Below are 24,496 nucleotides of genomic sequence, written 5' to 3'. Positions count from 1 at the left end.
CACGCGCCGCGGTACCGCTTGCCTTCCGACCCGCTTGCGAGCGGGTTTTTGCCGCCCCGACCGTCAAGTGGGCATCCCAGGCCCTTGACGTTTTTCATTGGATCGAGACCCACCGCATGGACCGCCTTGCCTCTCCCCTGGCCCAACTCAAGGACCCCAGCCTGCTCAAGACCGACGGCCTGATCAACGGCAAGTGGGTCAAGGGCAGCGCGCGCTTCGACGTGCTGGACCCGGCCACCGGCCGCAAGCTGGCCGACGTGGCCGACCTGGGTGCCAGGGAGACCAAGGCCGCCGTGACGGCCGCCAACGCGGCCTGGCCGGCCTGGCGCGGCCTGACCGCCAAGCAGCGCCACGCCTTGCTGATGAAGTGGTTTCATCTGTTGATGGAGAACCAGGACGACCTGGCCCGCCTGATGACGGCCGAGCAGGGCAAGCCCCTGCCCGAGGCCAAGGGCGAGGTGGCGTATGGCGCCAGCTTTGTCGAGTGGTTTGCCGAGGAGGCCAAGCGCGTCAACGGCCAGACCCTGCCGACCTTCGACAACAACAAGCGCCTGACCGTCATCCAGCAGCCCATCGGCGTATGCGCGGCCATCACGCCCTGGAACTTTCCGCTGGCCATGATCACGCGCAAGGTGGCGCCCGCGCTGGCCGCCGGCTGCACCGTGGTCATCAAGCCGGCCGAGCTGACGCCGCTGACGGCCCTGGCCGCCGCCGAGTTGGCGCAGCGCGCGGGCCTGCCGGCAGGCGTGATCAACGTCGTCACCGGCATGGACGCGCCGGCGATCGGCCAGGTGCTGTGCGAGAGCGAGGTGGTGCGCCACCTGTCCTTCACCGGCTCCACCGAGGTGGGCCGCATCCTGGCCGCGCAGTGCGCGCCGACGGTGAAAAAGCTGGCGCTGGAGCTGGGCGGCAACGCGCCCTTCATCGTGTTCGACGACGCCGACCTGGACTCGGCCGTCGAAGGCGCGCTGGCCAGCAAGTACCGCAACGCCGGCCAGACCTGCGTGTGCGCCAACCGCCTGTACGTGCAAGACGGCGTGTACGACGCCTTCGTCAAGAAGCTGGCGGCCAAGGTCAAGGGCATGAAGGTGGGCAATGGCTTCGACGAGGGCGTGAGCGTAGGCCCGCTGATCGAGCCGGCGGCCTTGAGCAAGGTGGACAGGCACATCAAGGACGCCGTCAAGAAGGGCGGCCAGGTCGTCACCGGCGGCAAGCGCCTGAAGGGCCAGTTCTACGAACCCACGGTGATCTCGGGCGCCACGGCGCAGATGCTGGTGGCGCGCGAGGAAACCTTCGGCCCGCTGGCGCCGGTGTTCCGCTTCAAGACCGAGCAGGAAGCCATCGACGCCGCCAACGCCACCATCTTCGGCCTGGCCAGCTACTTCTACGCCCGCGACATCGGCCGCATCACCCGCGTGAGCGAGGCGCTGGAGTACGGCATGGTCGGCATCAACACCGGCCTAATCTCCACCGAGCACGTGCCCTTCGGCGGCGTCAAGCAGTCCGGCCTGGGCCGCGAGGGCTCCAGCCATGGCATGGCCGAGTACCTGGAGATGAAGTACCTGTGCACGGGGGATGTGCAGAAGTAAGCCCAGAGCGCCCAGGCGGCAGCCTCCCGGTACCGCCGCCGCCATCGAAGCTGAAGCCAGACGGGCTGGAAAACCGACTCGACGAATCGGTCGTCGCCCCTGAAGGCCCCCATGAACACAGGGCGCGCGAGGTCAACCCGATCGCGCCGGACCCCGGCTTTTGTGCTTTGTTTGCAGCCGCTGCGAATGAAGATTATCCGGAATATTGGATAGTCTGTCCGCCCGTATCCGATTGATCGCGCGCAGTCATCTTTCTAGACTGCACACATCGTTTCTGACCTTCTGACGGGGACACCGCGGCAAGAGCAGGTGATTTCGTGTTCGTGCGGAACAGCGAACGAACCGCAGGTGCAGATGGCGCATCAATCAGCAAAGGGAATCGAATGGTAAGCAAGGCGGCAAAGATTGCGATCATTGGTGGAGGGCTGGGCGGCCTGTCTGCAGCGATTGCACTGAAGAAGATCGCGGGGGTTCAAGCCACCGTATTCGAGCAGTCCAACAAGCACGACGAGGTGGGTGCCGGGGTGACGATCGCACCCAATGCCTGCCGGGTGCTCGACAAGCTGGGCTTGCTCGAACCGATGCAGCGCGCTGGCGCGATTCCGGACGGACACGGTGTTTACCTGGATGCCATGGGCCATGTGATCACCGACGCAGCCTGGGAAGACACCTCGGGGCGCTACCGGAACATCGGTATGTATCGGCCCGACATGATCGATATTCTGGCCCAAGCGGTGGATCCCGAGGCGATTCGGCTTCACCATCGGGCCAAGTCGGTCGAAATGCTGGATTCCGGCGTGCGCGTCCACTTCGAAAACGGCAAGCAGGAAGACTTCGACGCGGTCATCGGCGCGGACGGGATTCGCTCGGTGGTGCGCAAGGCCGTGGGGCAGCCCACGAATTTCGTTTACTCCGGATACATGGCCTATCGGGGGGTGATCGATGCCGCCGATCTCCCCAAGGACTGGAAAAGGGTCAGCCAGACCTGGATGGGCAACGACCGGCACCTGATGACCTATCCGTTGCAGCAGCACAAGCTGTACAACTACGTCGCTTGCGTGCCCAGCGACCGGCCGCTCAAGGGCCCCTGGTCCGGCCCTGCGGACGTGGCCGAAGTGCATGCGGAATTCGGTCGCCAGAAATGGGACCCGAGGGTTTGGCAGTTTCTTTCGGCGATCAAGGAAACCTTCTGGTGGGGTTTGTTCGACATCGATCCTCTCACCAATTGGTCACGCGGCCCCATCACTCTGCTGGGTGACGCGGCGCACAGCATGATCCCGCACCAGGGCCAGGGGGTGAACCAGGCGTTCGAGGACTGCATCACTCTTGCCTACTTTCTCAACGAAGCCGACAGCGTCAGCGACATTCCCGAGGCCTTCAGGCGCTACACCGCTGCGCGCATGCAGCGGGCGGTGATCCTGCAGGTGGGTTCGCGCAGAGCCGGATCAATGTTCGACTCGCAACTGCAATTCACCGACACCAAAAAACGAAACACCGACATCACTTCGGGACGCGATTTTCGCAGAGCGGTGGTTTTTGACTACGACGCGCTGAAAGTGGCGGAGAACACACTGCAACGATTCAAGAGGGTTTGATTCATATGACGTCGATCAGCATTATTGGAAGAGGCAAGATGGGTTCGGCGATCGCGAACATCGCGGAACTTGCCGGCGCCCACGTCCAAATCGTCAATCGCAGTGCCACGCCCAGCAAGGACCACCCGAATGCCACGTATTCGGTTCTCGGCGACGACCTGACCGGGGATCTGGTGGTTTTCGCCATTCCCTACGGAGCCTATTCAAGCCTATTGGGACACTATCGAAACCGACTGGGCGGCAAAGTCGTGATCGACATCAGCAACCCCATTGATTTCACAACGTATGAGCAGCCAGAGGCTCTGCGCCATTCCTCCACGGCACTTGAACTCGCCAAGCAGCTGCCCCAGGACGTCGGCGTCCTGAAGGCGTTCAACGCCAATCTCGCCGACACGCTCATCACCCGCACGAATGGCACGACGACGACGACGGTTCTGTTCGCCGGAGACCATGCGGAGGGGAAGATCGCGCTCGCCGATCTTCTGAAGGCGGCAGGACTTCGTGCCGTCGACGCCGGGCCTTTGCAGCGTTCGAGGCAGCTTGAGGCGATCGGGTTCTTGCAGATGGTGTTGGCGTCGTCCGGAAAGACGCGCTTTGAGTCGGGCTTCACCCTGCTGCCTTGATTGCATGGCCGGACAAAGGCCGCACGCATCCATGAGCGGGCATACCGCAACGCGCAAGGCCTCGTCCGGATCGTGCGGGTACGCGCGTTCGGGCGCCATTCACCCTGGGGCGGCCCCCTGCCGCGCCAGCCGCCGCAACACCCCCTGCCCCGCGCGCACCCCGCTGGCCAGGGCGGCGGTGAGCAGGTAGCCCCCGGTGGGTGCCTCCCAGTCCAGCATCTCGCCCGCGCAAAACACACCGGGGCGGCTGCGCAGCTCCAGGTCCTGCGTCACGGCGTCCAGCCGCACGCCACCCGCCGTGCTGATGGCCTCGGCCACCGGCCGCGGCGCGCGCAAGGTGATGGGCAGCGCGCCGATGGCCTGCGCCACAGCCCGCGGGTCCTTCAGTTCATCGGGCGTCAGCCGCTCGTGCAGCAGCGCCATGTGCACGCCGCCCAGGCCCAGCCGGCTTTTCAGGTGCGAGGACAGGCTGCGGCTGCCGCGCGGGTGCGCCACCTCGGCCAGCACCTGCGCCGGCGTGCGCGCGGGCAGCAGGTTCAGGTGCAGCGTGGCCTGGCCGTGGCGCGCGATCTCGCCCCGCAGCAGGCTGCTGGCGGCGTAGACCAGGCTGCCCTCGATGCCGGTGGCGGTCAGCACGAACTCGCCGCGCCGCTCGAAACGCCGGCCCTGGCTGTCGACAAACGACAGCACCACGTTCTTCAGCGGCTGGCCGGCAAAGCGCTCGGCCAGGTACGGCGACCAGCCGACACCATCGCCCGCCTCCGGCGCCGCACCGCCCACCGGCCCGCCGCGCGGCGCCACGTCGAAGCCGCAGTTGGCCGGCACCAGCGGCGCCAGCTCGACCCCCGCCTGCGCGAGCCAGGGCGCCCAGGCGCCATCCGAACCCAGGCGCGGCCAGCTGGCGCCGCCCAGCGCCAGCACGGCGGCGCGCGGGCGCAGGGTCATGGCGCCATCGGGTGTTTCAAAGCAAAAAACACCTGCAGCCCGCGTCGAACAATCCGGGTAAGCTATTGAATCATGAGCATCCGGCACCCAACCCACCCAGCGGTTCCGCATGAAAAAGCGCACCGGCACGGCGCCCGGCACCTGCGGCATGCGCAGGCGCTGCAGCCAGGCGCGCAGCAGAGGCGCGGCCTTCATCTCGGTCGGGAACACGCGCCCGGACGTGCCCACGAAGGTCTGCACCCCCAGCTCCGCCGCCCAGGCGCGCACGGCGTCGGGCCCGAAGTCGCGCAGCCAGCCGGCCACCGCGTCGGCGGCGCCCGGCTCGCCGTCGCCCTGCCGAAAGCGGCCGATGAAGGGCGCCAGCGGCTCGGAGTGCGTCAGGTTCAGCCCACCGCGCCCGGCCAGCAGGAACTTGCGCCCGACCGAGGGCATGGCGTCGAACACCGCCACCGCCACGCCGGCGCGCGCCAGCACCTCGGCGGCCATCAGGCCGGCGGGGCCGGCGCCGATGACGGCGATGGAATCAGCAGGTGCGTGGGACATCGGACCAGGGCGCAGAAGGGAAGCGCCGATTGTCGCGGACGGCGCGCCGGCGCTACGGATCGAGCGGCAGGCGCTGGCTCGCCAGCTCGGCAAAAAAGCGCGCCCCCACGGGCAGGATGGCGTCGTTGAAGTCGTAGCCCGCGTTGTGCAGCGGCAGCCCGCCCTCGCCCCCGGCCAGGCCGTTGCCGATGAACACGAACGCCCCCGGCACCTGGCGCAGGAAGGCGCCGAAGTCCTCCGACGCCAGCAGCGGCGGCGTGTCGGCGGCCACCCGCTCGGGCCCCACCACCGCCCGCGCGGCATGCAGGGCGGCGGCCACCGGCGCGTCCCAGTTGACGGTGGGCGCGAACTCATGCGTGTACGCCACCTCGCAGGCCGCGCCATAGGCCGCGGCGATGCCGGCGCAGACCTCGCGCATGCGGCGCTCCAGCAATTTCTGGACTTCGGGCGTGAAGCTGCGCGTGTCGCCCTTGATCGTCACGTTGGACGGAATGGCGTTGCGAATGCCGTCGGTGATGAACTCGGTGCACGAGACCACCGCCGCGTCGGTGGCCTCCACCGCGCGCGCCACGATGGTCTGCAGCGCCAGCACGATCTCGGCGCCCACCACCAGCGGGTCGATGGTGAGGGCCGGACGCGAAGCGTGACCGCCGCGCCCGCGGATGCGGATGACGAAGTTGTCCTCGCTGGCCATCAGCGCGCCCGTGCGGGTGGCGATGGTGCCGGCGGCGATGCCGGGCATGTTGTGCGCGCCGTAGATTTCATCGACCGGAAAGCGCTCGAACAGGCCATCGTCGATCATGGCCTGCGCGCCGCGGCCGTGTTCCTCGGCCGGCTGGAAGATGAAGCGCACCGTGCCGCTGAAGTTGCGGCGCTCGCCCAGCAGGCGCGCCGCGCCCAGCACCATGGCCATGTGGCCGTCGTGCCCGCAGCCATGAAAGCAGCCGGCGTTTTGCGAGAGGTGCGCGCGCCCCGGCGCCTGCTCGGTCATGGCCAGCGCGTCCATGTCGGCGCGCAGGCCGATCACGCCGGCGCCCGTGCCCGCGCGCAGGCTGGCCACCAGGCCGGTGCCGCCGATGCCGCGGTGCACCTGCAGGCCCATCGACTCCAGCGCCGCGGCCACGTAGTCGGCCGTGCGGTGCTCGTTGAAGCCGGTCTCGGGGTGCTGGTGCAGGTGCCGGCGCCAGCGCACGAGTTGGGTGCCCAGTTCGGTTTCGGCGTACATGTCGGCTCTCCTTCGGGTCAAGACGAACGCGCCAGCCACTGCGCCTGCCGTTGCAGCACCTGCGCGGCGCCCTCGCCCACGCACCGGGCATACACCTGCGGCGCGGTGGCGCCTTCGGTGCCGATCAGCAGCACACGCGCGTCGGGGCCCAGCCCAAGCTCGGCCCACTGCGCCGCATGGGCGCGCAGCGCCTGCAGCGCGGCCAGGCCGGCCACGCCGGATTCACCGGCCACCACGGGCATGTCGCCATCCTGGCCCTGCGCCAGCGTGCGCATGGCCTGCACCGCCTGCGCGTCCTCCACGGTCTGAAAGTGATCCACCCCCGGCTGCAAAAAGCGCTAGGCCAGCGGCGAGGTCTCGCCACAGGCCAGCCCCGCCATCACCGAATCGACCGAGCCCGTGGCCCGCGCGGGGCGCCCCTGCAGCGCGCTTTGCAGCAGGCAGTCGGCCTGCGCCGGCTCGACCACGATGACGTGCGGGCGCCGCGCGCCGTGGAACTCCCACCAAAAACTCAGCAGCCCGGCCGCCATGCCGCCCACGCCGCCCTGCAGGAAGACGTGGGTGAAGGCGCCCGCCTCGCCCACGCGGGCACGGGTCTGCTCCACCACTTCGGCGGCGATGACGGCGTAGCCCTGCATCACGTCGCGCGGAATGTCCTCGTAGCCTTCGTACGACGTGTCGGACACCACCTGCCAGCCCTCGGTGCGGGCCAGGTGGGCGGCCTCGGCCACCGAGTCGTCGTAGTTGCCAGCGATGCGCACGATCCGCGCGCCGTGCGCGGCAATGGCGTCCTCGCGCTCCTGGCTGACGTGGGCGTGCAGCACGATCACGCAGCGGCAGCCGGCCGAGCGCGCCGCGGCGGCCAGCGCGCGGCCATGGTTGCCGTCGGTGGCGCTGATCACGGTGTGGCCTTGCAGCTGCGCGGCATGGCGGCCCGCCAGCACGCCCGCGGGCTCGAAACCCGGGTGCCGGCGCAGCAGCTCGCGCACCAGCGCCACCGGCGCGCCCAGCGCCTTGAAGCTGCCCAGCGGCGAGCGCACGGACTCATCCTTCAGGCCGATGCGCGCCACGCCCAGCTGCCGCGCCAGCCCGGGCAAGTCGTGCAGCGGCGTGGCGGCGGGGGCGATCTGCGGCCAGGCGGCCAGCCAGCGCCGGCTTTCCTGCGCGCGCTCGATGCTCAGGATCGAGCGCAGCTCGGCGGGGTATGGCGCGCGGATGGCGCGCGGGTTGCGGATCAGCATGGGGCGCTCCCGAAACGTCGTTGCCGCCATGGTAGGGCGCCAACTGCGGCACGACGCCCCTGCTTGAGAACCATGGCTGCCATGGGATTTGGCCTTTGGAGGTTGACGATGAATTTCATCATGGGCACCCAAATGGCGACAAACAACCCATCCACGGTTCAGGCGTCCACCACCCTCCCTTCCCCACTCAGGAACGCCACCCGCACTGCCTGCCCCGGGTGCAGGCGCTCGACGGCGGCGCGGTAGCGGGCCAGCTGGGCTTGCAGGGCCTCGTTGCGCTCGGGGTGGGCGGCGCTCTTGTAGTCCAGCACCCACCAGGCCTCGGGGCCGTGGGCGCCGGCGCGGCGGCGCACCAGGCGGTCGATGCGCAGGCGCTGGCCCTGGTGCACGAGTTCGACTTCGTCGAAAGCCTCCAGCACCTCGCTGGCGGACCAGGCCCAGGCGGCCTCGCCGGTGACGATGCGGCGCGCCATGGCCGCCGCGTGGCGGGCCTGCTCGGGCGCCAGGGCAAAGCGGCGCTGGGCCTGGGTGGCGCGCTCGGCACGCCAGCCATCGGGCGTGTCGCCGGCGTGCTCCAGCAGCCAGTGCATGGCCTCGCCGATGCGCGAGGCGTCGGTGGGGGCGCTGCGTTCGGGCTCGTCCGTTGCTTCTGATTGGATAGCTGCCAGCGCTTGCTGGATGCCGGCGCTTGGCACTTCGAGCATGTCAAACCCGCTTGACGGCGCGGTGGCGGCCGCGGGCGCGTCGGGCGCGGGCAGCGGGGTGGCCACGGGCTCCAGGCGCTGCCACCAGCTGGACGCGGGCACGCGGTGCGGCACCACGCCGCTGGCCACCAGGCGCTGGCGCGCGCGCGTCATGGCGACGTACAGGGCGTTGAGCTCTTCGCGCGCCTGGGCGGCGTCTTCCTGCGCGGCCAGGGCCTGCAGGCTGGGCGGGGGCTGGCGGTCGTTGGCGACAAAGGCCAGGCGCGCGGGCACGGGGGCGTCGCCGGGCCAGTCGATCAGCACGCCGGGGCCGGATCGGTTGCTGTCGGCGCCGGCGTCGGTGCCCAGCAGCAGCACGCAGTCGGCCTCCAGGCCCTTGGCGCCGTGCACGGTGAGCAGCTGCACGCTATCGGGTTGCGCGTGGCGCGGCGCGGGCAGGCGCTGGCGGCGCAAGGCGCGCACCCACTGGTAGGCGGTGAGGTAGCGCCCGCCACCCACCTGCAGCGCGCCAGCCAGCAGCGCGCGCAGTTGCGCCAGGGTGTGCGTGCGCTCGGGCACGGGCGCGGCGGCGGCAAAGCGGGCCAGCACGTCGCCATGCTGGTAGATGGCCTGCAGCGCGTCGTGCGGGGGCAGCGTGGCCAGCCAGCGCTGGTATTGCATCAAATCGGCGTGCAGCCGGCACTCGTCAAGCGCGGTCAGCTCCGTATTCGGTAGCACGTCGAGCCAGGCCGGGCGCGCGTCGCCCACGGCGGGGGAGGCGCGCGCGGCCAGGGCGATGCGCGCCAGGTCCTCGTCGGGCAGGCCGAACAGGGGCGACTTGAGCGCGCGCGCCAGCGACAAATCGTGCCCCGGCGAGACCAGCGCGTCGACCAGCGCCAGCACGTCCTGCGCGACGGGCAGATCGCCCAGGTTCTGCGCCTCGGGCTGCTCGCAGGCGATGCCCAGGTGGCGCAGCTCGGCCTGCAGCTCGCCCAGCGGCTGGCGCTTGCGGCACAGCACCATGATCTGGCGCGTGGGCGTGCCGGCCGCCACCTGCGCGGCGATCCAGCGCGCGGCCTGGCGCGCCTCCAGCGTGCGCTGGTGCTCCTCGGGCTCGACGCGCGGGGTGGCCAGGCTGTCGCGCCAGGCCAGCGGGTCGTCGTCGGGGTCGTCGGCGCGCTCAGGGCGCGGGATGAGGGGCAGCGTGGCGAGCTGGCCCTGCCCGTCGGTGGACTCGGTGCTGTGCGCGCGGTAGCCGTCGAACTGGCCCGCCGCCTGCGCCGCGCCCATGACGGCGTTGACGGCCTGCAGCACGGCGGGCGCGTTGCGGCGCGTGTGGTCGCAGGCCAGCAGCTCGCCGCCCAGGCCCTGGGCGATGAAGCGCTGCGCGGCGCCGAACACGCGCGGGTCGGCGCCGCGAAAGCGGTAGATGCTCTGCTTGGGGTCGCCCACGATGAAGACGCTGGGCGCGTCCAGCCCGCCGCCGCCGGCGCCGGCGTAGCCCGCCAGCCAGGCGTGCAGCGCCTGCCACTGCAGCGGGTTGGTGTCCTGGAACTCGTCGATCAGCAGATAGCGCACGCGCGCGTCCAGGCGCTGCTGCACGTAGCCGCTGAGGAATTCGTCCGACAGCAGGGTGAGCGCAGCGCGTTCGACGTCGGCCAGGTCGACCCAGCCGCGCTCGCGCTTGAGGCGCGCCAAGGCGTCGATGAAGGCGCGCGTCAGGCGCGCCATGCGCTGGTGGTGGGCCCGGGCCTCGTGCTGCCGGCAGGCGGCGACGATGGCCTGCACCTCGTCCTGCGCCGCCGTCACCTCGGCCGGGCGCGACTTGCCGAAGGCGCGAGGCTCGCCCTTTTGCGTGAACAGCGCGGCCACCACGCCGTCCCAGTCGCGGGCCGGCACGGCGGCGGCCAGCTCGGCGCCCTTGGCGACAAAGGTGGGTGCCAGCGGCGCCAGGGCGCGCGCGGCGGCGGCCAGCAGCTCGCGCCCGCCCTGGCGCAGCAGCAGCCAGTCGGTCGGGTGATCGACCCCGGCCAGGCGCGGATAAACGGCGTCGAACGGCGCCACCGCCTCGTCGACGTGGCCCGCGCCGTCGGCCAGCGCAAACTCCACGCGCCGCGCCAGCGCGCCCTCCAGCGCCTCGTGCGCGCGGGCGCGGCCCAGCGCGGCCACCAGGGCGGCGTAGTCGGCGCGCAGGCCGGCGTCGGCGTCGATGGCGTCGAGCAGGCCGCGCCAGGCCTCGGCCACGGCGTCGGCGGTGTCCTCCAGCAGCTCGTAGCGGGCGGGCAGGCCCAGCTCGGCCAGCACCTGCAGCGGCGCGCTGCGCAGCAGGGCCGCGAACCAGCTGTGGAAGGTGCGGATCTGCACCGTGCGCGCCTGGAGCAGCAGCGTTTGATACAAGTTTTGTAGCTGCTCGCGCTTGTCCGACCCGGGCTGCAGCTCGATTCCCCTTGCAAGCAGCTCGCCCTGCAGGCGCTCGGCCCACTGCCCGGGCGTCTCGGCCGCGCGCGGGCGGGCAAAGTCGGCCAGCCACTGCTGCAGGCGCTGGCGCATCTCGCCCGCGGCCTTGCGCGTGAAGGTGATGGCCAGGATCTCCTGCGGCGCGCTGCCCTCCAGCAGCGCGCGCAGGATGCGCGAGACCAGCATCCAGGTCTTGCCCGCGCCGGCGCAGGCCTCCACCGCCACGTGGCGGCGCGGGTCGCAGGCGATGGCGTAGAAGCGCTCGCGCGTGCAGGGCGCGCCGTTGTGCTCGTAGGCGGGTTGGGTCATGACCAAAAGTCTTTTCGGCACAGGCCGCGCGCGGCGCACCAGTCGCACACGCTGCCCTCGCCCAGCGGGCGCAGCGGGTGGCCGGCGGCGATGCGGGCCAGGTCGTCCTCGATGCCCTGGTGCAGCGCGGCGGCGTGCTCCAGCAGTTGCCTGGGCGCGTACAACTTGGCGGGTTCGCGCTCGCCCACGTTCAGGTAGGCGGCCTGCGGCGCGTCGTGGCCGGCCAGCAGGGCGTAGAAGGGCAGTTGCGTGTCCTCGCTGCCGGCCTTCAGGCGCGCCTGGGTGCGCGCGGCGCTCTCGGTCTTGTAGTCGATCACCAGCGGCGCGCCGTCCGGCAGGCGGTCGACGCGGTCGAGGGTGCCGTGCAGCGCCACCCCACCCACCTGGCGGCGCACGCGCTGCTCCCCCTGCTCGAACACGGCGCCGGTGGCGGCCTCGTGCCCGGCCAGCCAGTCCAGATAGCCGTCGCGCACCGACGGCCAGGCCACGGCGAAGGGCAAGAACGCCCCGCCCTGCAGGCCCAGCGCGTGGGTGGCCTGCTCGGCCGCGGCGTCCAGCAAGGCCGGGCGCGCGGCGGCCGGATCGGCCTGCAGGGCCTGGTGAAAGCGGTGCAGCACCTGGTGCAGCCAGATGCCGAAGTCGCGCTTGTCGACCTCGGCTTCCAGCTCGCCCTCCTCGGCCAGGCCGAGCTGGCGCAGGGCAAAGAAGCGGTACGGGCAGGCGCGCAGCATCTCGTAGCTGCTGGCCGACAGCGGCTGCGCGGGCAGCGCCGCGCCGCTGGGCGCGGGCACCGGCACGGGCCTGGCGGCCAGCACGCGGCGGGTGCGCGGGTCGGCGGCGGGACGGCCCTGCCCCTGCAGCTGCAGCGCCTGCACCCAGGGCGAGGGCAGCAGCGGCTCGCCGCTGTCGTCGCTGGTGCGCCACAGCACGTCGAGCCGCGGCACGGCCAGCGCCACGCGCCAGGCCGCGGCCTGCGCGGCGGCCAGCTGCTCGCGCAGCGGCAGGTGCAACGCCTGGCGCTGCGCGGCGGTCCAGGGGCCGGGCGGCTCGGGCGCGGCGGGCAGGCGCTGCTCGTCGGCGCCGGGCAGCACCAGGGCGGCCCAGGGGCGGCCGAGCAGCTGGCTGAGGGGCAGCACGACCACCGGCGCACCGGGCGCATGCGGGGGGCGAAAGCTGGCGGCCTCCAGCGTCTCGCCGACCCAGCGCGTGAACTCGCGCAGGCCCAGGCGGCGCCGGGCCGCGGGCCAGGCCAGCCAGTCGGTGTCGGCGCCGGGCGCCAGGCTGAGCGCCTCGGCCACGGCGGCGCCGGCGGCATCGTCCAGCAGCGGCTGCCAGGCGCCGCAGGCGGTGAGCGCTTCGCGCAGGGCCGCCAGCCAGTCGGGCAGCGGGCGAGGCGCCTGCAGCGCGGCGCGCAGCGCCTCGACGCGGGCGGTGAGCGGCTGGCCGGCGGTGCGCGCGGCAGCCTCAAGCCAGTCGCGCACGCCGTCCTGGCGCAGCTGGCGCTCGAGCGCGCGCAGGGCGGCGGCGTCCACGTCGGGCGCCAGCTTGAGCCAGTCCAGCACCGCGTCGGTCGACGCGCCGCGCGCCGCCGCGTGCAGCAGCGCCACCACCTGCGCGGCGGCGTGGGTGGTGGACAGCATCCAGCCCGTCTCGTCGCGCAGCGGCACGCCGCGCGACGCCAGCAGCGCGCTGATGCGGCGCGTGAGCACGCGGTCGCCGGCCACCAGCGCCACCGGCGCGCGGCCCTGCGCCAGGTGCGCCAGCACGCAGGCGGCGGCACGCTCGGCCTCGTCCTCGCCGTCGGCGCACACGTGCAGCGCGGGGGCGCCGCCAGGTGGCTCGGCCAGCAGGGGCAGCCAGCTGACCTTGTCGGCGTAATGCTCGGCCAGGTGGGCGGTCAGCAGGTCGGGCTGCAGGCCGGGCACGATGACGAGCGCGTCCAGCGCCTGGCCCACGCGCGGGCCGAACAGCACGTCGGTGGCGTAGTCCGAGCTGCCGGCCCAGGCCAGGGCGATGCGGCCCAGCGCGGCCTCCAGCGCCATCGGGCCATCGCCCAGCGGGGGCAGCGCGGCGCGCGCCTGCTGAGCCCAGTCGGGGCGCAAGGCGGGCGGCAGGCTGGCGGCCACGGGCGCCAGCGGCGCGGCCCACTCCAGCAGCAGGCCGGCCAGCGCCTGGCGCTGGGCGCCCAGGCCGGCGGCCTCCAGCAGGCCGGCGGCGGTGAGCCAGTCGCGCCCGTGCTCGCCGCTCAGGTCGGTGGGCGCGGGACTGAACGCGCTCACGCGCGCGGCCCAGGTGCGCGTGCTTTCGAAGCGCGGCGCAAAGCCGTCCGGGAACTGCGCCGCCCACAGCCGGGCCGCCAGCGGCGCCAATTGCGCATACGGCAGCAGCACCACGCTGCGCGCCGGATGCGCGGCCTGCTCGCGCAGGCTGGCGTCGATGCGCGCCAGCAGATCGGTCCAGCCGGAGGGGGCCGGCGCCTGAAGGTTCACGCTGGGGGCAACCATCGGCGCGTCAGTGAATGCGGGTTTCTGTCACAATGATCCGCACTGTAGCCGCAGCGCCGGCGCCCACTTTTCTCAAGGATTGCCTCATGGCCAGTGAACTGATCAAACACGTGAGTGACACCTCTTTCGAAGCCGACGTGCTCAAGTCCGAGCAGCCCGTGCTGGTGGATTTCTGGGCCGAATGGTGCGGCCCCTGCAAGGCCATCGCGCCCTCGCTGGACGAGCTGGCCGGCACCTACGACGGCAAGCTGACCATCGCCAAGGTCAACGTCGACGACAACCAGAACATCCCGGCCAAGTACGGCATCCGCGGCATCCCGACGCTGATGGTGTTCAAGAACGGCCAGCTGGCCGCCACCAAGGTGGGCGCGCTGTCCAAGGCGCAGCTGGCGCAGTTCATCGACCAGCAACTGGCCTGAACGACGCGCAGTCTCCACCGCGCAACACCCAGCGCCGCGCCCTTCGCGCGGCGTTTTGTTTTCCTGCCATAATCTGCTCTTGAGACCGGCGTTCAGGTAAGCGCCGGCCGGTGCCTTGCAACCCAGGTGCACCTGCAGCAATGCCCCACGCGGGCCTTGCCCGCCTCCTCCCAATCCATCTGCTTTCTCTTCTCCGTCATCGCGCGGCCTGGCTCGGACCACCTGCGCGCCCACCCGCACCGACCACTTTTCCCATGCATCTGAACGAACTCAAAGTGCTGCACGTCTCCGAGCTGCTCAAGCAGGCCGAGGCGCTGGAAATCGACAACGCCAGCCGCATGCGCAAGCAGGAGCTGATGTTCGCCCTGATCAAGAAGCGCGCCCGCGCCGGCGAGCAGGTGATCGCCGACGGCGTGCTGGAGATCCTGCCCGACGGCTTCGGCTTTCTGCGCAGCCCCGACACCAGCTACACCGCCAGCACCGACGACATCTACATCAGCCCCAGCCAGGTGCGCCGCTTCAACCTGCACACCGGCGACATGATCGAGGGCGAGGTGCGCACGCCCAAGGACGGCGAGCGCTACTTCGCGCTGAACAAGCTGGACGCGGTCAACGGCGACGCGCCCGAGAAGAACAAGCACAAGGTGATGTTCGAGAACCTCACCCCGCTGTTTCCGCGCGAGCAGATGCGCCTGGAGCGCGACGGCTTCAAGGGCGAGGAGAACATCACCGGCCGCATCATCGACGTCATCGCCCCCATCGGCAAGGGCCAGCGCGCGCTGATCGTGGCGCCGCCCAAGAGCGGCAAGACGGTGATGATGCAGACCATCGCCCACGCCATCAGCGCCAACCACCCCGACATCCACATGATGGTGCTGCTGATCGACGAGCGGCCCGAGGAAGTGACCGACATGCAGCGCTCGGTCAAGGCCGAGGTGATCGCCTCCACCTTCGACGAGCCGGCCGCGCGCCACGTGCACGTGGCCGAGATGGTGATCGAGCGCGCCAAGCGCCTGGTCGAGCTGAAGAAGGACGTGGTGATCCTGCTGGACTCCATCACCCGCTTGGCGCGCGCCTACAACAACGTGGTGCCCTCCAGCGGCAAGGTGCTGACCGGCGGCGTGGACTCCAACGCCCTGCAGCGGCCCAAGCGCTTTCTGGGCGCGGCGCGCAACGTCGAGGAAGGCGGCAGCCTGACCATCATCGCCACCGCGCTGATCGACACCGGCAGCCGCATGGACGAGGTGATCTTCGAGGAGTTCAAGGGCACCGGCAACAGCGAGATCCACCTGGACCGGCGCCTGTACGAAAAGCGCGTGTTCCCCAGCATCCAGCTCAACCGCTCGGGCACCCGCCGCGAAGAATTGCTGCTGGCGCCCGAGGTGCTGCAAAAGACCCGCATCCTGCGCCAGTTCATGTACAACATGGACGAGATCGAGGCGATGGAGATGGTCATCAAGAGCATGAAGGCGACCAAGACCAACGTCGAGTTCTTCGACATGATGCGCCGCGGCGGCTGACACCCACCATGACGCAATGACCTCGCTGCGCTTCGATGACGGGTGCTGCGCGCCCATGACCCGAGGCGCCCGTCATTTTTGTCATCGCTGCCGCGCAGCGGCGCGGTCATTTCGTCATGGCCCTATAATGTGCAGTTGGCCGGAAAGTACGCCAGACGGGCTGGCGCGGCTGCCGCAATCAAACCCCCAAGGATTTCATCATGCGTGAAGGCATTCACCCCAACTACCGCGACGTGTGCTTCGTGGACCTGTCCAACGGCTTCAAGTTCGTGACGCGCTCGTGCGCCAACACGAAGGAAACCATCAAGATGGACGATGGCCGCGAGCTGCCGCTGTTCAAGCTGGACACCTCCAGCGAGTCGCACCCCTTCTACACCGGCACGCAGAAATCGGTGGACAACCTGGGCGGTCGCGTCGAGAAGTTCCGCAACCGCTACGGCAAGGTCGCTCGCTAAAATCGCGCGGCGCCTTTTCCGGCTCTCGAAGGGCAGCACGGGCAACCGCGCTGCCCTTTTGCTTGCTTAGCAGGCCGTTGAAAAATCCCCTGCGAGCGTCCGCGTCGGCCGCTACGATCTGAAGCCATCCCGCAACAACTGCGACAAGAAAGATGAGAGGCAACCAAGACTTCCAGGGGGCGATGTTCAGCTACATCAGCCTTGAAGAAAGAGTGCCAGCGGCACACCCGCTGCGCAAGTTGCGCGCCGTGGTGGATGCGCTGCTGGCGAGCATGAACAGCGAGTTCGAAGCGGTGTACGCCCGCCGTGGCCGACCGTCGGTGCCGCCGGAGATGCTGCTCAAGGCCTTGCTGCTGCAAATCCTGTTCTCCATCCGCAGCGAACGCCAGCTGGTCGAGGCGGTCAACTACAACCTGCTGTACCGCTGGTTCGTCGGCCTGAACATCGAGGACAAAGTTTGGGACCACTCCACCTTCAGCGCCAACCGCGAACGCCTCTTCAACGAAGACCTGGCGCGCGCCTTCTTCGAGCGCGTCAAGCTCAGCGCCCAGTGGGGCCGGCTTGCCAGCGACGAACACTTCAGCGTGGACGGCACGCTGATTGAGGCCTGGGCCTCGCACAAGAGTTTCAAACGCAAAGACGACGACAGCGGCACGCCACCCGGACGCAACCCCGAGGTGAACTTCAAAGGGCAGGAGCGCTGCAACGGCACCCATGCCAGCACCACCGATGCCGATGCCCGGCTGTTCAAGAAGAGCGCGGGCGACAAGTCCCGCCTGTGCCACATGGGGCACATCCTCATGGAGAACCGCAACGGTCTGATCGTGGATGTGGAGATCACACATGCCAGTGGCACCGCCGAGCGCGAGGCGGCGCTGGCGATGCTCAAACGCCGGGGCAACAGGAACAAGCGGGCCACGGTCGGCGCCGACAAGGGCTACGACAGCAAGGCCTTCATCAAGGGCTGTCGCCGGCTCTTGGTCACGCCGCACGTGGCGGCCAAGGACAAGCACTCTGCAGTCGATGGGCGCATCAAGCGCCACGAGGGCTACAAAACCAGCCTCAAAGTGCGCAAGCGAATCGAGGAGGCCTTTGGCTGGATCAAGACAGTGGGCGGTCTGGCCAAGACCAAATTGATCGGTCAGGCCAAGCTCGCGGGCCAGGCGCTGCTGTGCTTTGCCACCTACAACCTGGTGCGCATGGGCAGTCTGGGCGGTTGGTGGGACGCGCATCATGCGTGAACCATGGGATACGTGCGCCCGGAACGGGCAAAACGGCCTGCAAACAGGCCGAAATGGCCGCTCCAATCGCTGCGCAGGCCAGTTTGCGCGATCCGTTTCTTCGAAATCCACGACCCTGGCGCGTTCGATGAGCATTTTTTCAACGGCCTGTTAGAACGTGTTTACGTTCTTAGGCCCATCACCTTGAACGAACCCAGCCCCGCCATCGTCGCCCAGGACGCCGTGCGCCGCCTGCCGCGCTGGGCGCTGCTGCTGCTGTGCCTGGCCTACGTCGTGCCGGGCTACGTCGGGCGCGACCCCTGGAAGAGCGCCGACCTGGCGGCCTTCGGCATCATGCGCGAGCTGGCGAGCGAGGCATCGTGGACGGCCTGGTGGCACCCCAGCCTGATGGGCCTGGCGCCCGACACCCCTGCCCTGCTGCCCTACTGGCTGGGCGCCTGGGCGCTGCAATGGGCGCCGGCCTGGGTGGCGCCGGATTTCGCCGCGCGCCTGCCCTTCCTGCTGATGCTGGCCGGCACCCTGGCCGTGACCTGGTACGCGGTGTACGACCTGGCGCGCCACCCCGGCGCGCAGCCCGTGGCCTTTGCCTTTGGCGGCGAGGCGCGCGCCACCGACTACGCCCGCGCGCTGGCCGACGGCGGCCTGCTGGCGCTGATCGCCACGCTGGGGCTGGCGCAGTTCTCGCACGAGACCACGCCGGCGCTGGGGCAGCTGTTTTGCTCCACCCTGGTGTTCGGCGGCCTGGCCGGCCTGCCGTTTCGGCCGCGCGCCGCACCGGTGGCGCTGGTGGTCGGCCTGCCCGGGCTGGTGCTGTGCGGCGCGCCGTCGATCGCGCTGATCTTCGGCGGCGTGGCCACGCTGGGCCTGCTGCGCCCCTCGGCCGAACACCTGCCGCCGGCGCTGCGTCGGCGTGCCGGCCTGGTGCTGGGCGCCACCACGCTGGCCAGCGCCGCGCTGGCGTGGTTCAGCGGGCTGCTCAGCTGGCAGCTGGCCGACCCGGGCTCGGGCTGGGGCAACCCGCGCGCCCTGGGCCGCTTGCTGCTGTGGTTCACCTGGCCGGCCTGGCCGCTGGTGCTGTGGGCGCTGTGGCGCTGGCGCCGGCAGCTGGGCCAGCTGGGGCGCCAGCGCCACCTGGGCCTGCCGCTGCTGATTGCCGGCGTGCCGGTGGCCTGCACCGTTGCCACGCCCGCGGGCGACCGCGCCCTGCTGCTGGCCCTGCCCGCCATGGCCTGCCTGGCCGCGCTGGCCCTGCCCACCTTCAAGCGCGGCGCGGCGGCGCTGATCGACTGGTTCACCGTGCTCTTCTTCAGCGCGTGGACCCTGATCATCTGGGTGGTGTGGATCTCGATGCAGACCGGGGTGCCGGCACAGCCTGCGGCCAACGTCGCGCGGCTGGCGCCCGGCTTTCAGCCGAGCTTTCAGTGGCTCGCCTTCATCGCCGCACTGGCGGCAACCGCGGCCTGGATCGCGCTGGCGCGCTGGCGCACCGGGCGCCACCGCACGGCACTGTGGAAGAGCCTGGTGCTGCCGGCGGCCGGCGCCACGCTGTGCTGGCTGCTGCTGATGACGCTGTGGTTGCCGGCCCTGAACTACGCGCGCGGCTACGCGCCGCAGATGCGGCAGGTGCGCCAGCTGGTGGGCGACGCCCCCTGCGTGCAGGTGCACGGCCTGTCGGTGGCGCAGGTGGCCGCCGTGCGCTTTCATGGCAGCTGGGACACGGTGCCGGCGCGCAGCCTGGCCAGCTGTCCCTGGCTGCTGGTGGACGTGGACGCCACCGCCAGCCTGCCGGCCACCGTGACGATGGCGCATTGGCGCCTGGTCAAAGAGGTGCACCGCCCGACGACCAAGGATGAGAACCTGCTGGTCTACCGGCGCGTGGGCGGACCTTGATCAGAATGACGAAATGACCCGCATCGCTGGCGCGATGACGGATGACGGCGATGTCCAGTCATTTCGTCATCGAAGCCGCGCAGCGGCGAAGTCATTCCGTCATTCTTCAGGCGCCTGCAGGTACGCGCGCCGCAACCGCTCGCGCGCGGCGGCGTCCACGCCGAGCTGCCGGGCCAGGTAGGCGTCCAGGCCGCCGAACTCCTCGTCCACCGTCTGCAGCGCGGCGTCCAGAAACGGGCCTTGCACGCGCCACAGCACCTCGCGCACCTCCGGCCCGATGCGCGGGTCGCTGGCGGCGGGCATGCGGTAGCGCTCGTTGGTCAGCAGGTAGTCGTGCATCACCACGCTGCGCGGCACGTCCAGGGCCAGCAGGATCAGCGCGGCGGCGTAGCCCGTGCGGTCCTTGCCGGCGGTGCAGTGAAACACCAGCGGCTCGTCGCTGTGCAGCAGTTGCGCGAACAGCTCGGCAAAGCGCGGCGCGTTGTGGCGCACGAAGTTGCGGTACGTCTGGCACATCAGCTCGGCCGTGCGCGGGGCCGTGAGCGCCTCGCCGGCCGCCAGGATGCTCTGCATGCCCTGCACCACCGTGGGCTCGATCGGCAGCGGGTGCTGCACCACGCCGGGCAGTTGGTAGGAAGCCGCGGCGCGCTCGTGGCCGCCGCGAAAATCCAGCGCCCGCGTGACCCTCAGCGCCGCCAGCACCTGCGCGTCGCTGGCCGTGAGCGCGGCCAGGTGGTCCGAGCGAAACAAACGGCGCCGGCGCACCACGCGCCCATCGGCCGTCCGGTAGCCGCCCAGGTCGCGGAAGTTGCTGGCGCCGGACAGGTGCAGGGCGTGGTCGGGAGAAGGGGTCATGGGCGAGGCGGCGGCAAGCAGGTCAGCCGCGTATTGTCGGACAGGCCGCAAGGCCTCCGTGTCGCCCATGGGGCTGCCATCTCAGTCAACAAGCACCTGGCCACGCAGCGAATGCGACAGGGCCTCGGTGATCGTCACGTCCAGCATCTGCCCCACCAGGCGCGCGCCCTGGGGGCCGCCGTCGAAGTTGACGATGCGGTTGCACTCGGTGCGGCCCATCAGCTCGCTCGGGTTCTTGCGCGAGGGCCCCTCGACCAGCAGGCGCTGCACGGTGCCGACGCGGCTGGCGCTGATGGCGCGCACGTTGCGCTCCACCACCGCCTGCAGGTGCTGCAGGCGCGCCAGCTTCACCTCGTGCGGCGTGCGGTCGGGCAGGTTGGCGGCGGGCGTGCCGGGGCGCGGGCTGTAGATGAAGGAAAAGCTGGCGTCGTAGCCCACGTCTTCGATCAGCTTCATAAGCTGGTCGAAGTCCTCCTGCGTCTCGCTGGGAAAGCCGACGATGAAGTCGCTCGACAGGCTGATGCCGGGGCGCACCGCGCGCAGGCGGTCGATGATGCTCTTGTATTCGACGGCCGTGTAGCCGCGCTTCATCAGCGACAGGATGCGGTCCGAGCCGTGCTGCACCGGCAGGTGCAGGTGGCTGACCAGCTTGTCGACCTTGCCGTAGACGTCGATCAGCGCCGGCGTGAACTCGTTGGGGTGGCTGGTGGTGTAGCGGATGCGCTCGATGCCGGGGATCTCGGCCACGTACTCGATCAGCGTGGCGAAGTCGGCTGTGTCTTGCGTGTCGCCCATGCGGCCCCGATAGGCGTTGACGTTCTGCCCCAGCAGCGTGGCCTCGCGCACGCCCTGGTCGGCCAGGCCGGCCACCTCGGTCAGCACGTCGTCGAAGGGACGGCTGAACTCCTCGCCGCGCGTGTAGGGCACCACGCAGTAGCTGCAGTATTTGGAGCAGCCTTCCATGATCGAGACGAAGGCCGTCACGCCCTCCACGCGCGCCGGCGGCAGGTTGTCGAACTTCTCGATCTCGGGGAAACGGATGTCCACCTGCGGCGCCTGGGTGCGCCGGCGCTCGGCCAGCAGCTCGGGCAGCCGGTGCAGGGTCTGCGGGCCGAACACCACGTCCACGTAGGGCGCGCGCTTGATGATCTCCTCGCCCTCCTGGCTGGCCACGCAGCCGCCGACGCCGATCAGCACGCCCTTGTCCTTCAGGTGCTTGACGCGGCCCAGGTCGGAAAACACCTTTTCCTGCGCCTTCTCGCGCACCGAGCAGGTGTTGAACAGGATCAGGTCGGCCGCCTCGGGGTCGTCGGTGGCCTCGTAGCCCTCGGCGGCGGCCAGCACGTCGGCCATCTTGGCCGAGTCGTAGTCGTTCATCTGGCAGCCGAAGGTCTTGATGAAGAGTTTGCGCGTCATGATGGATAGCCAAAAAAGCCATGCGAGCGGCCGGCATGGCGCCGGCCGGGCGAGCCACGGGCCGTCAGTTGATGTAGTCGGGATCGGGCCGGGCGCCGCCGGCCTGCGCGCCCGGGAGGGGCCGGGCGATCTCGGCTGGCGTCAGGATCCAGACCTCGCGCACCATGCCGGCGGCATCGCGCTGGTAGTTGACGACGAAGCTCTTGCCGCGCAGCGTGCCGGTGAGGGCCACGCGGTTGTGCGCGTCGCGCACGCGCACGCCGGGGCCCAGGCGCTCGGTCTTGCCATCGAGCTCGACCACGGGCGGCGCCGTGAAGGTGATGGCGCCGCGCTGCACCTTGGCCGGAAACAGGCGCTGCATCTGGGCCTGGGCGGCCAGCGGCAAGACGCCGGCCAGGGCCAGCACGGCGCCCAGGGCCAGCCGGCGCGGCGGGCACAATGGTTTCGAGCAGCGGTTCATGGTGTCTGTCCAGAGGCTGTGAAAGCGAGGTTAAACCTTGTATTTTACGGGCTGGCCTTGTCCATCCGGGGGCTGCCGGCGGGCGCCACAAAGCCCGCAGCGCCAGTGCTGGCACCGCGCCGCGATGGGCAAAGCCGATAAAGTTGCATAAAATCTGCATATTTAGAACGCCCGACTTCCGAACATCCATGGCTGCACTCCCCGAAGCCTCCGGCCTGGCCCCCGCCAGCGAGGAAAAAACCCAGGCGCCGGCGCTGACGCAGGCACTGGCGCGCCCCTACCAGCACGGCTTTGTCACCGACATCGAGTCCGACTCGCTGCCGCCGGGGCTTGACGAGGACACCATCCGCGCCATCTCGCGCATCAAGAAGGAGCCCGAGTTCCTGCTCAAGTGGCGCCTGGCCGCGCTGGAGCGCTGGCGCAAGATGGAAGAGCCCGACTGGGCCTATCTGCGCATGGAGCCGATCGACCTGCAGGCGCTGTCGTACTACTCGGCGCCCAAGTCGATGAAGAACGCGCCCAAGAGCCTGGACGAGGTGGACCCCAAGCTGCTGGAGACCTACGAGAAGCTGAACGTGCCGCTGCACGAGCGCGCCCGCCTGGCCGGCGTGGCGGTGGACGCGGTGTTCGACTCGGTCTCGGTGGGCACCACGTTCCGCAAGCAACTGGCCGACGTGGGCGTGATCTTCTGCTCGTTCTCGCACGCGGTGCAGAACCACCCCGAGCTGGTCGAGAAATACATGGGCACCGTGGTGCCGCAGGGCGACAACTACTACGCCGCGCTCAACTCGGCGGTGTTCTCCGACGGCTCCTTCGTCTACATCCCCAAAGGCGTGAAGTGCCCGATGGAGCTGTCGTCGTACTTCCGCATCAACGCGCAGAACACCGGCCAGTTCGAGCGCACGCTGATCATCGCCGAGGAAGGCAGCCAGGTCAGCTACCTGGAAGGCTGCACCGCGCCGCAGCGCGACGAGAACCAGCTGCACGCCGCGGTGGTGGAGCTGATCGCGCACGACGACGCCTTCATCAAGTATTCGACGGTGCAGAACTGGTACCCCGGCGACGAGAATGGCGTGGGCGGCATCTACAACCTGGTGACCAAGCGCGGCCTGTGCGCGGGCCAGCGCTCGCGCATCGCCTGGACGCAGATCGAGACCGGCTCGGCCGTCACCTGGAAGTACCCCAGCGTGATCCTGCGCGGCGACGACTCCAGCGGCGAGTTCCACTCGATCGCCGTGTCCAACCACTTCCAGCAGGCGGACACCGGCACCAAAATGATCCACATCGGCCGCAACACCAGCAGCCGCATCGTTTCCAAGGGCATCAGCGCCGGCCACGCGCAAAACAGCTACCGCGGCCAGGTGCGCATTAACCCCGGCGCCGAGGGCGCGCGCAACCACACGCAGTGCGACTCGCTGCTGATCGGCCCCGACTGCGGCGCCCACACCTTCCCCTACATCGACGTGGCGCGCAGCGACGCGGTGGTCGAGCACGAGGCCACCACCACGCGCATCTCCGAGGAGCGACTGTTCTACTGCCAGCAGCGCGGCATCGACCCGCAAGAGGCCACGGGCCTGATCGTGGGCGGCTTTTGCCAGGCCGTGATCGAGGAGCTGCCGATGGAATTCGCGCTCGAGGCCAAGGCCCTGCTGGCGGTGTCGCTGGAAGGCGCGGTCGGCTGATTTTCAAGCAAAACAAGGCTCTGGCGCGCACCAATCAAGCGCGAGAAGCTATCAAAATCATAGGAAACTCCATGAGCTCAACCCCTTCCCTGCTGCAAGTGCGTGACCTGCGGGTCGACGTGGGCGAGCGCACTGTGCTGCGCTCGGTCTCGCTGGACGTGCCCGCCGGCGCCCTGGTGGTGCTGATGGGCGCCAACGGCAGCGGCAAGAGCACGCTGGGCATGGCCCTGGCCGGCCACCCCAGCTACCGCGTGGTGGCCGGCAGCGCCCGCCTGGGCGACACCGACCTGCTGGGCCTGCCCGCGCACGAGCGCTCGCGCGCCGGCCTGTTCCTGTCCTTCCAGTCGCCGCCCGACGTGCCGGGTGTCAAGAACAACCTGTTCATCCGCACCGCGCTCAACGCCGTGCGCGAGGCGCGCGGGCAGGAGCCGCAGGACGCGTTCGACTTTCTGTCCAGCGCCAAGCAGGGCGCCAAGCAACTCGGCCTGCCCGAGGCCATGCTCGGCCGCCCCGTCAACGAAGGCTTTTCGGGCGGCGAGCGCAAGCGCAACGAGCTTTTGCAACTGTCGCTGCTGCAGCCGCGCCTGGCGCTGCTCGACGAGATCGACTCGGGCATGGACGTGGACGGCGTGCGCGCCGTGGTCGAACTCGTGCAGCGCCTGCGCGCGCAGGGCACGGCCTTCATCGTCGTCTCGCACTACCTGCAGATGATCGAGCAGCTGCAGCCCGACACCGTGCTGCGCCTGGACCAGGGCTGCATCGCCGAGACCGGCGACATCGAGCTGGCGCGCCGCATCGCCCGCACCGGCTTTGCGCGCGCCGCCACCACCGCGGAGGCCTGAGC

Annotated in this window: 17 protein-coding genes and 1 pseudogene; 10 read left to right on the top strand and 8 right to left on the bottom strand. The window is 70.1% G+C overall.

Annotated elements, in window-relative coordinates:
- Nucleotides 1–116: 116 nt before the first annotated feature.
- The 3 genes from H6927_08675 to H6927_08665 all read left to right on the top strand — a co-directional run bounded on the left by H6927_08675 (nucleotide 117) and on the right by H6927_08665 (nucleotide 3,807).
- Nucleotides 117–1,589, top strand: coding sequence for an NAD-dependent succinate-semialdehyde dehydrogenase (locus tag H6927_08675; GenBank protein ID MCP5218172.1), 1,473 nt, complete (start codon nucleotides 117–119; stop codon nucleotides 1,587–1,589).
- Nucleotides 1,590–1,906: 317 nt separating this feature from the next.
- Entirely contained in the window at nucleotides 1,907–3,184 is a 1,278-nt protein-coding gene (locus H6927_08670) for an FAD-dependent monooxygenase (GenBank protein ID MCP5218171.1), read from the top strand.
- A gap of 5 nt (nucleotides 3,185–3,189) precedes the next feature.
- Nucleotides 3,190–3,807: an NAD(P)-binding domain-containing protein gene (locus H6927_08665; protein MCP5218170.1), complete on the top strand. Its 618-nt coding sequence runs from the start codon at nucleotides 3,190–3,192 to the stop codon at nucleotides 3,805–3,807.
- Nucleotides 3,808–3,906: 99 nt separating this feature from the next.
- On the opposite strand, the gene H6927_08660 is transcribed toward H6927_08665, so the two are convergent.
- From H6927_08660 to H6927_08640, 5 genes and pseudogenes are all read right to left on the bottom strand, one after another.
- A complete protein-coding gene (locus H6927_08660) occupies nucleotides 3,907–5,295 on the bottom strand; it encodes a TIGR03862 family flavoprotein (GenBank protein ID MCP5218169.1) in 1,389 nt (462 codons plus the stop codon).
- Nucleotides 5,296–5,347: 52 nt separating this feature from the next.
- Nucleotides 5,348–6,520, bottom strand: a complete 1,173-nt coding sequence (locus H6927_08655; GenBank protein MCP5218168.1) for an amidohydrolase — start codon at nucleotides 6,518–6,520, stop codon at nucleotides 5,348–5,350.
- Nucleotides 6,521–6,537: 17 nt separating this feature from the next.
- Nucleotides 6,538–7,761 (bottom strand): annotated as a pseudogene (locus tag H6927_08650) (diaminopropionate ammonia-lyase).
- A 158-nt stretch (nucleotides 7,762–7,919) separates the two neighbouring features.
- Entirely contained in the window at nucleotides 7,920–11,210 is a 3,291-nt protein-coding gene (locus H6927_08645; protein MCP5218167.1) for a UvrD-helicase domain-containing protein, read from the bottom strand.
- Nucleotides 11,207–13,714: a PD-(D/E)XK nuclease family protein gene (locus tag H6927_08640; protein MCP5218166.1), complete on the bottom strand. Its 2,508-nt coding sequence runs from the start codon at nucleotides 13,712–13,714 to the stop codon at nucleotides 11,207–11,209. The genes H6927_08645 and H6927_08640 overlap by 4 nt, the downstream gene beginning before the upstream one ends.
- A gap of 86 nt (nucleotides 13,715–13,800) precedes the next feature.
- On the opposite strand from H6927_08640, the gene trxA reads away from it, so the two are divergent.
- The 5 genes from trxA to H6927_08615 all read left to right on the top strand — a co-directional run bounded on the left by trxA (nucleotide 13,801) and on the right by H6927_08615 (nucleotide 19,239).
- Nucleotides 13,801–14,133 carry a thioredoxin TrxA gene (trxA, locus tag H6927_08635; GenBank protein ID MCP5218165.1) on the top strand — a complete coding sequence of 111 codons (333 nt, stop codon included), beginning with the start codon at nucleotides 13,801–13,803 and terminating at the stop codon, nucleotides 14,131–14,133.
- Between the two features lie 254 nt (nucleotides 14,134–14,387).
- Nucleotides 14,388–15,653, top strand: coding sequence for a transcription termination factor Rho (rho, locus tag H6927_08630; GenBank protein ID MCP5218164.1), 1,266 nt, complete (start codon nucleotides 14,388–14,390; stop codon nucleotides 15,651–15,653).
- A 200-nt stretch (nucleotides 15,654–15,853) separates the two neighbouring features.
- Nucleotides 15,854–16,108: a type B 50S ribosomal protein L31 gene (locus H6927_08625; protein MCP5218163.1), complete on the top strand. Its 255-nt coding sequence runs from the start codon at nucleotides 15,854–15,856 to the stop codon at nucleotides 16,106–16,108.
- A gap of 152 nt (nucleotides 16,109–16,260) precedes the next feature.
- Nucleotides 16,261–17,349 carry an IS5-like element ISCte5 family transposase gene (locus tag H6927_08620; protein MCP5218162.1) on the top strand — a complete coding sequence of 363 codons (1,089 nt, stop codon included), beginning with the start codon at nucleotides 16,261–16,263 and terminating at the stop codon, nucleotides 17,347–17,349.
- 183 nt (nucleotides 17,350–17,532) lie between these two features.
- Nucleotides 17,533–19,239: a hypothetical protein gene (locus H6927_08615; GenBank protein ID MCP5218161.1), complete on the top strand. Its 1,707-nt coding sequence runs from the start codon at nucleotides 17,533–17,535 to the stop codon at nucleotides 19,237–19,239.
- Between the two features lie 99 nt (nucleotides 19,240–19,338).
- Here H6927_08615 and H6927_08610 read toward each other — a convergent pair whose 3' ends face one another.
- The 3 genes from H6927_08610 to H6927_08600 all read right to left on the bottom strand — a co-directional run bounded on the left by H6927_08610 (nucleotide 19,339) and on the right by H6927_08600 (nucleotide 21,970).
- Entirely contained in the window at nucleotides 19,339–20,094 is a 756-nt protein-coding gene (locus tag H6927_08610) for a tyrosine-protein phosphatase (GenBank protein MCP5218160.1), read from the bottom strand.
- An 81-nt stretch (nucleotides 20,095–20,175) separates the two neighbouring features.
- On the bottom strand, nucleotides 20,176–21,510 hold the full coding sequence (gene miaB / locus H6927_08605; protein MCP5218159.1) for a tRNA (N6-isopentenyl adenosine(37)-C2)-methylthiotransferase MiaB: 1,335 nt from the start codon (nucleotides 21,508–21,510) through the stop codon (nucleotides 20,176–20,178).
- Nucleotides 21,511–21,574: 64 nt separating this feature from the next.
- Nucleotides 21,575–21,970 (bottom strand): hypothetical protein, encoded by a 396-nt coding sequence (locus tag H6927_08600; GenBank protein MCP5218158.1) that lies wholly within the window; start codon nucleotides 21,968–21,970, stop codon nucleotides 21,575–21,577.
- A gap of 254 nt (nucleotides 21,971–22,224) precedes the next feature.
- On the opposite strand from H6927_08600, the gene sufB reads away from it, so the two are divergent.
- Together sufB and sufC are read left to right on the top strand one after the other, a co-directional pair.
- On the top strand, nucleotides 22,225–23,652 hold the full coding sequence (gene sufB, locus H6927_08595) for a Fe-S cluster assembly protein SufB (GenBank protein ID MCP5218157.1): 1,428 nt from the start codon (nucleotides 22,225–22,227) through the stop codon (nucleotides 23,650–23,652).
- A 71-nt stretch (nucleotides 23,653–23,723) separates the two neighbouring features.
- The gene (sufC, locus tag H6927_08590; protein MCP5218156.1) at nucleotides 23,724–24,494 is read left to right on the top strand and encodes a Fe-S cluster assembly ATPase SufC; all 771 of its coding nucleotides are present in this window, start codon (nucleotides 23,724–23,726) and stop codon (nucleotides 24,492–24,494) included.
- The last annotated feature ends 2 nt before the right edge of the window (nucleotides 24,495–24,496 follow it).

It is taken from the genome of Burkholderiaceae bacterium (assembly GCA_024235995.1).
Taxonomy (GTDB): domain Bacteria; phylum Pseudomonadota; class Gammaproteobacteria; order Burkholderiales; family Burkholderiaceae_C; genus Ottowia.
Note: the sequence above shows the minus strand (reverse complement) of the source record. Positions and strands in the feature narration are given on the sequence as shown.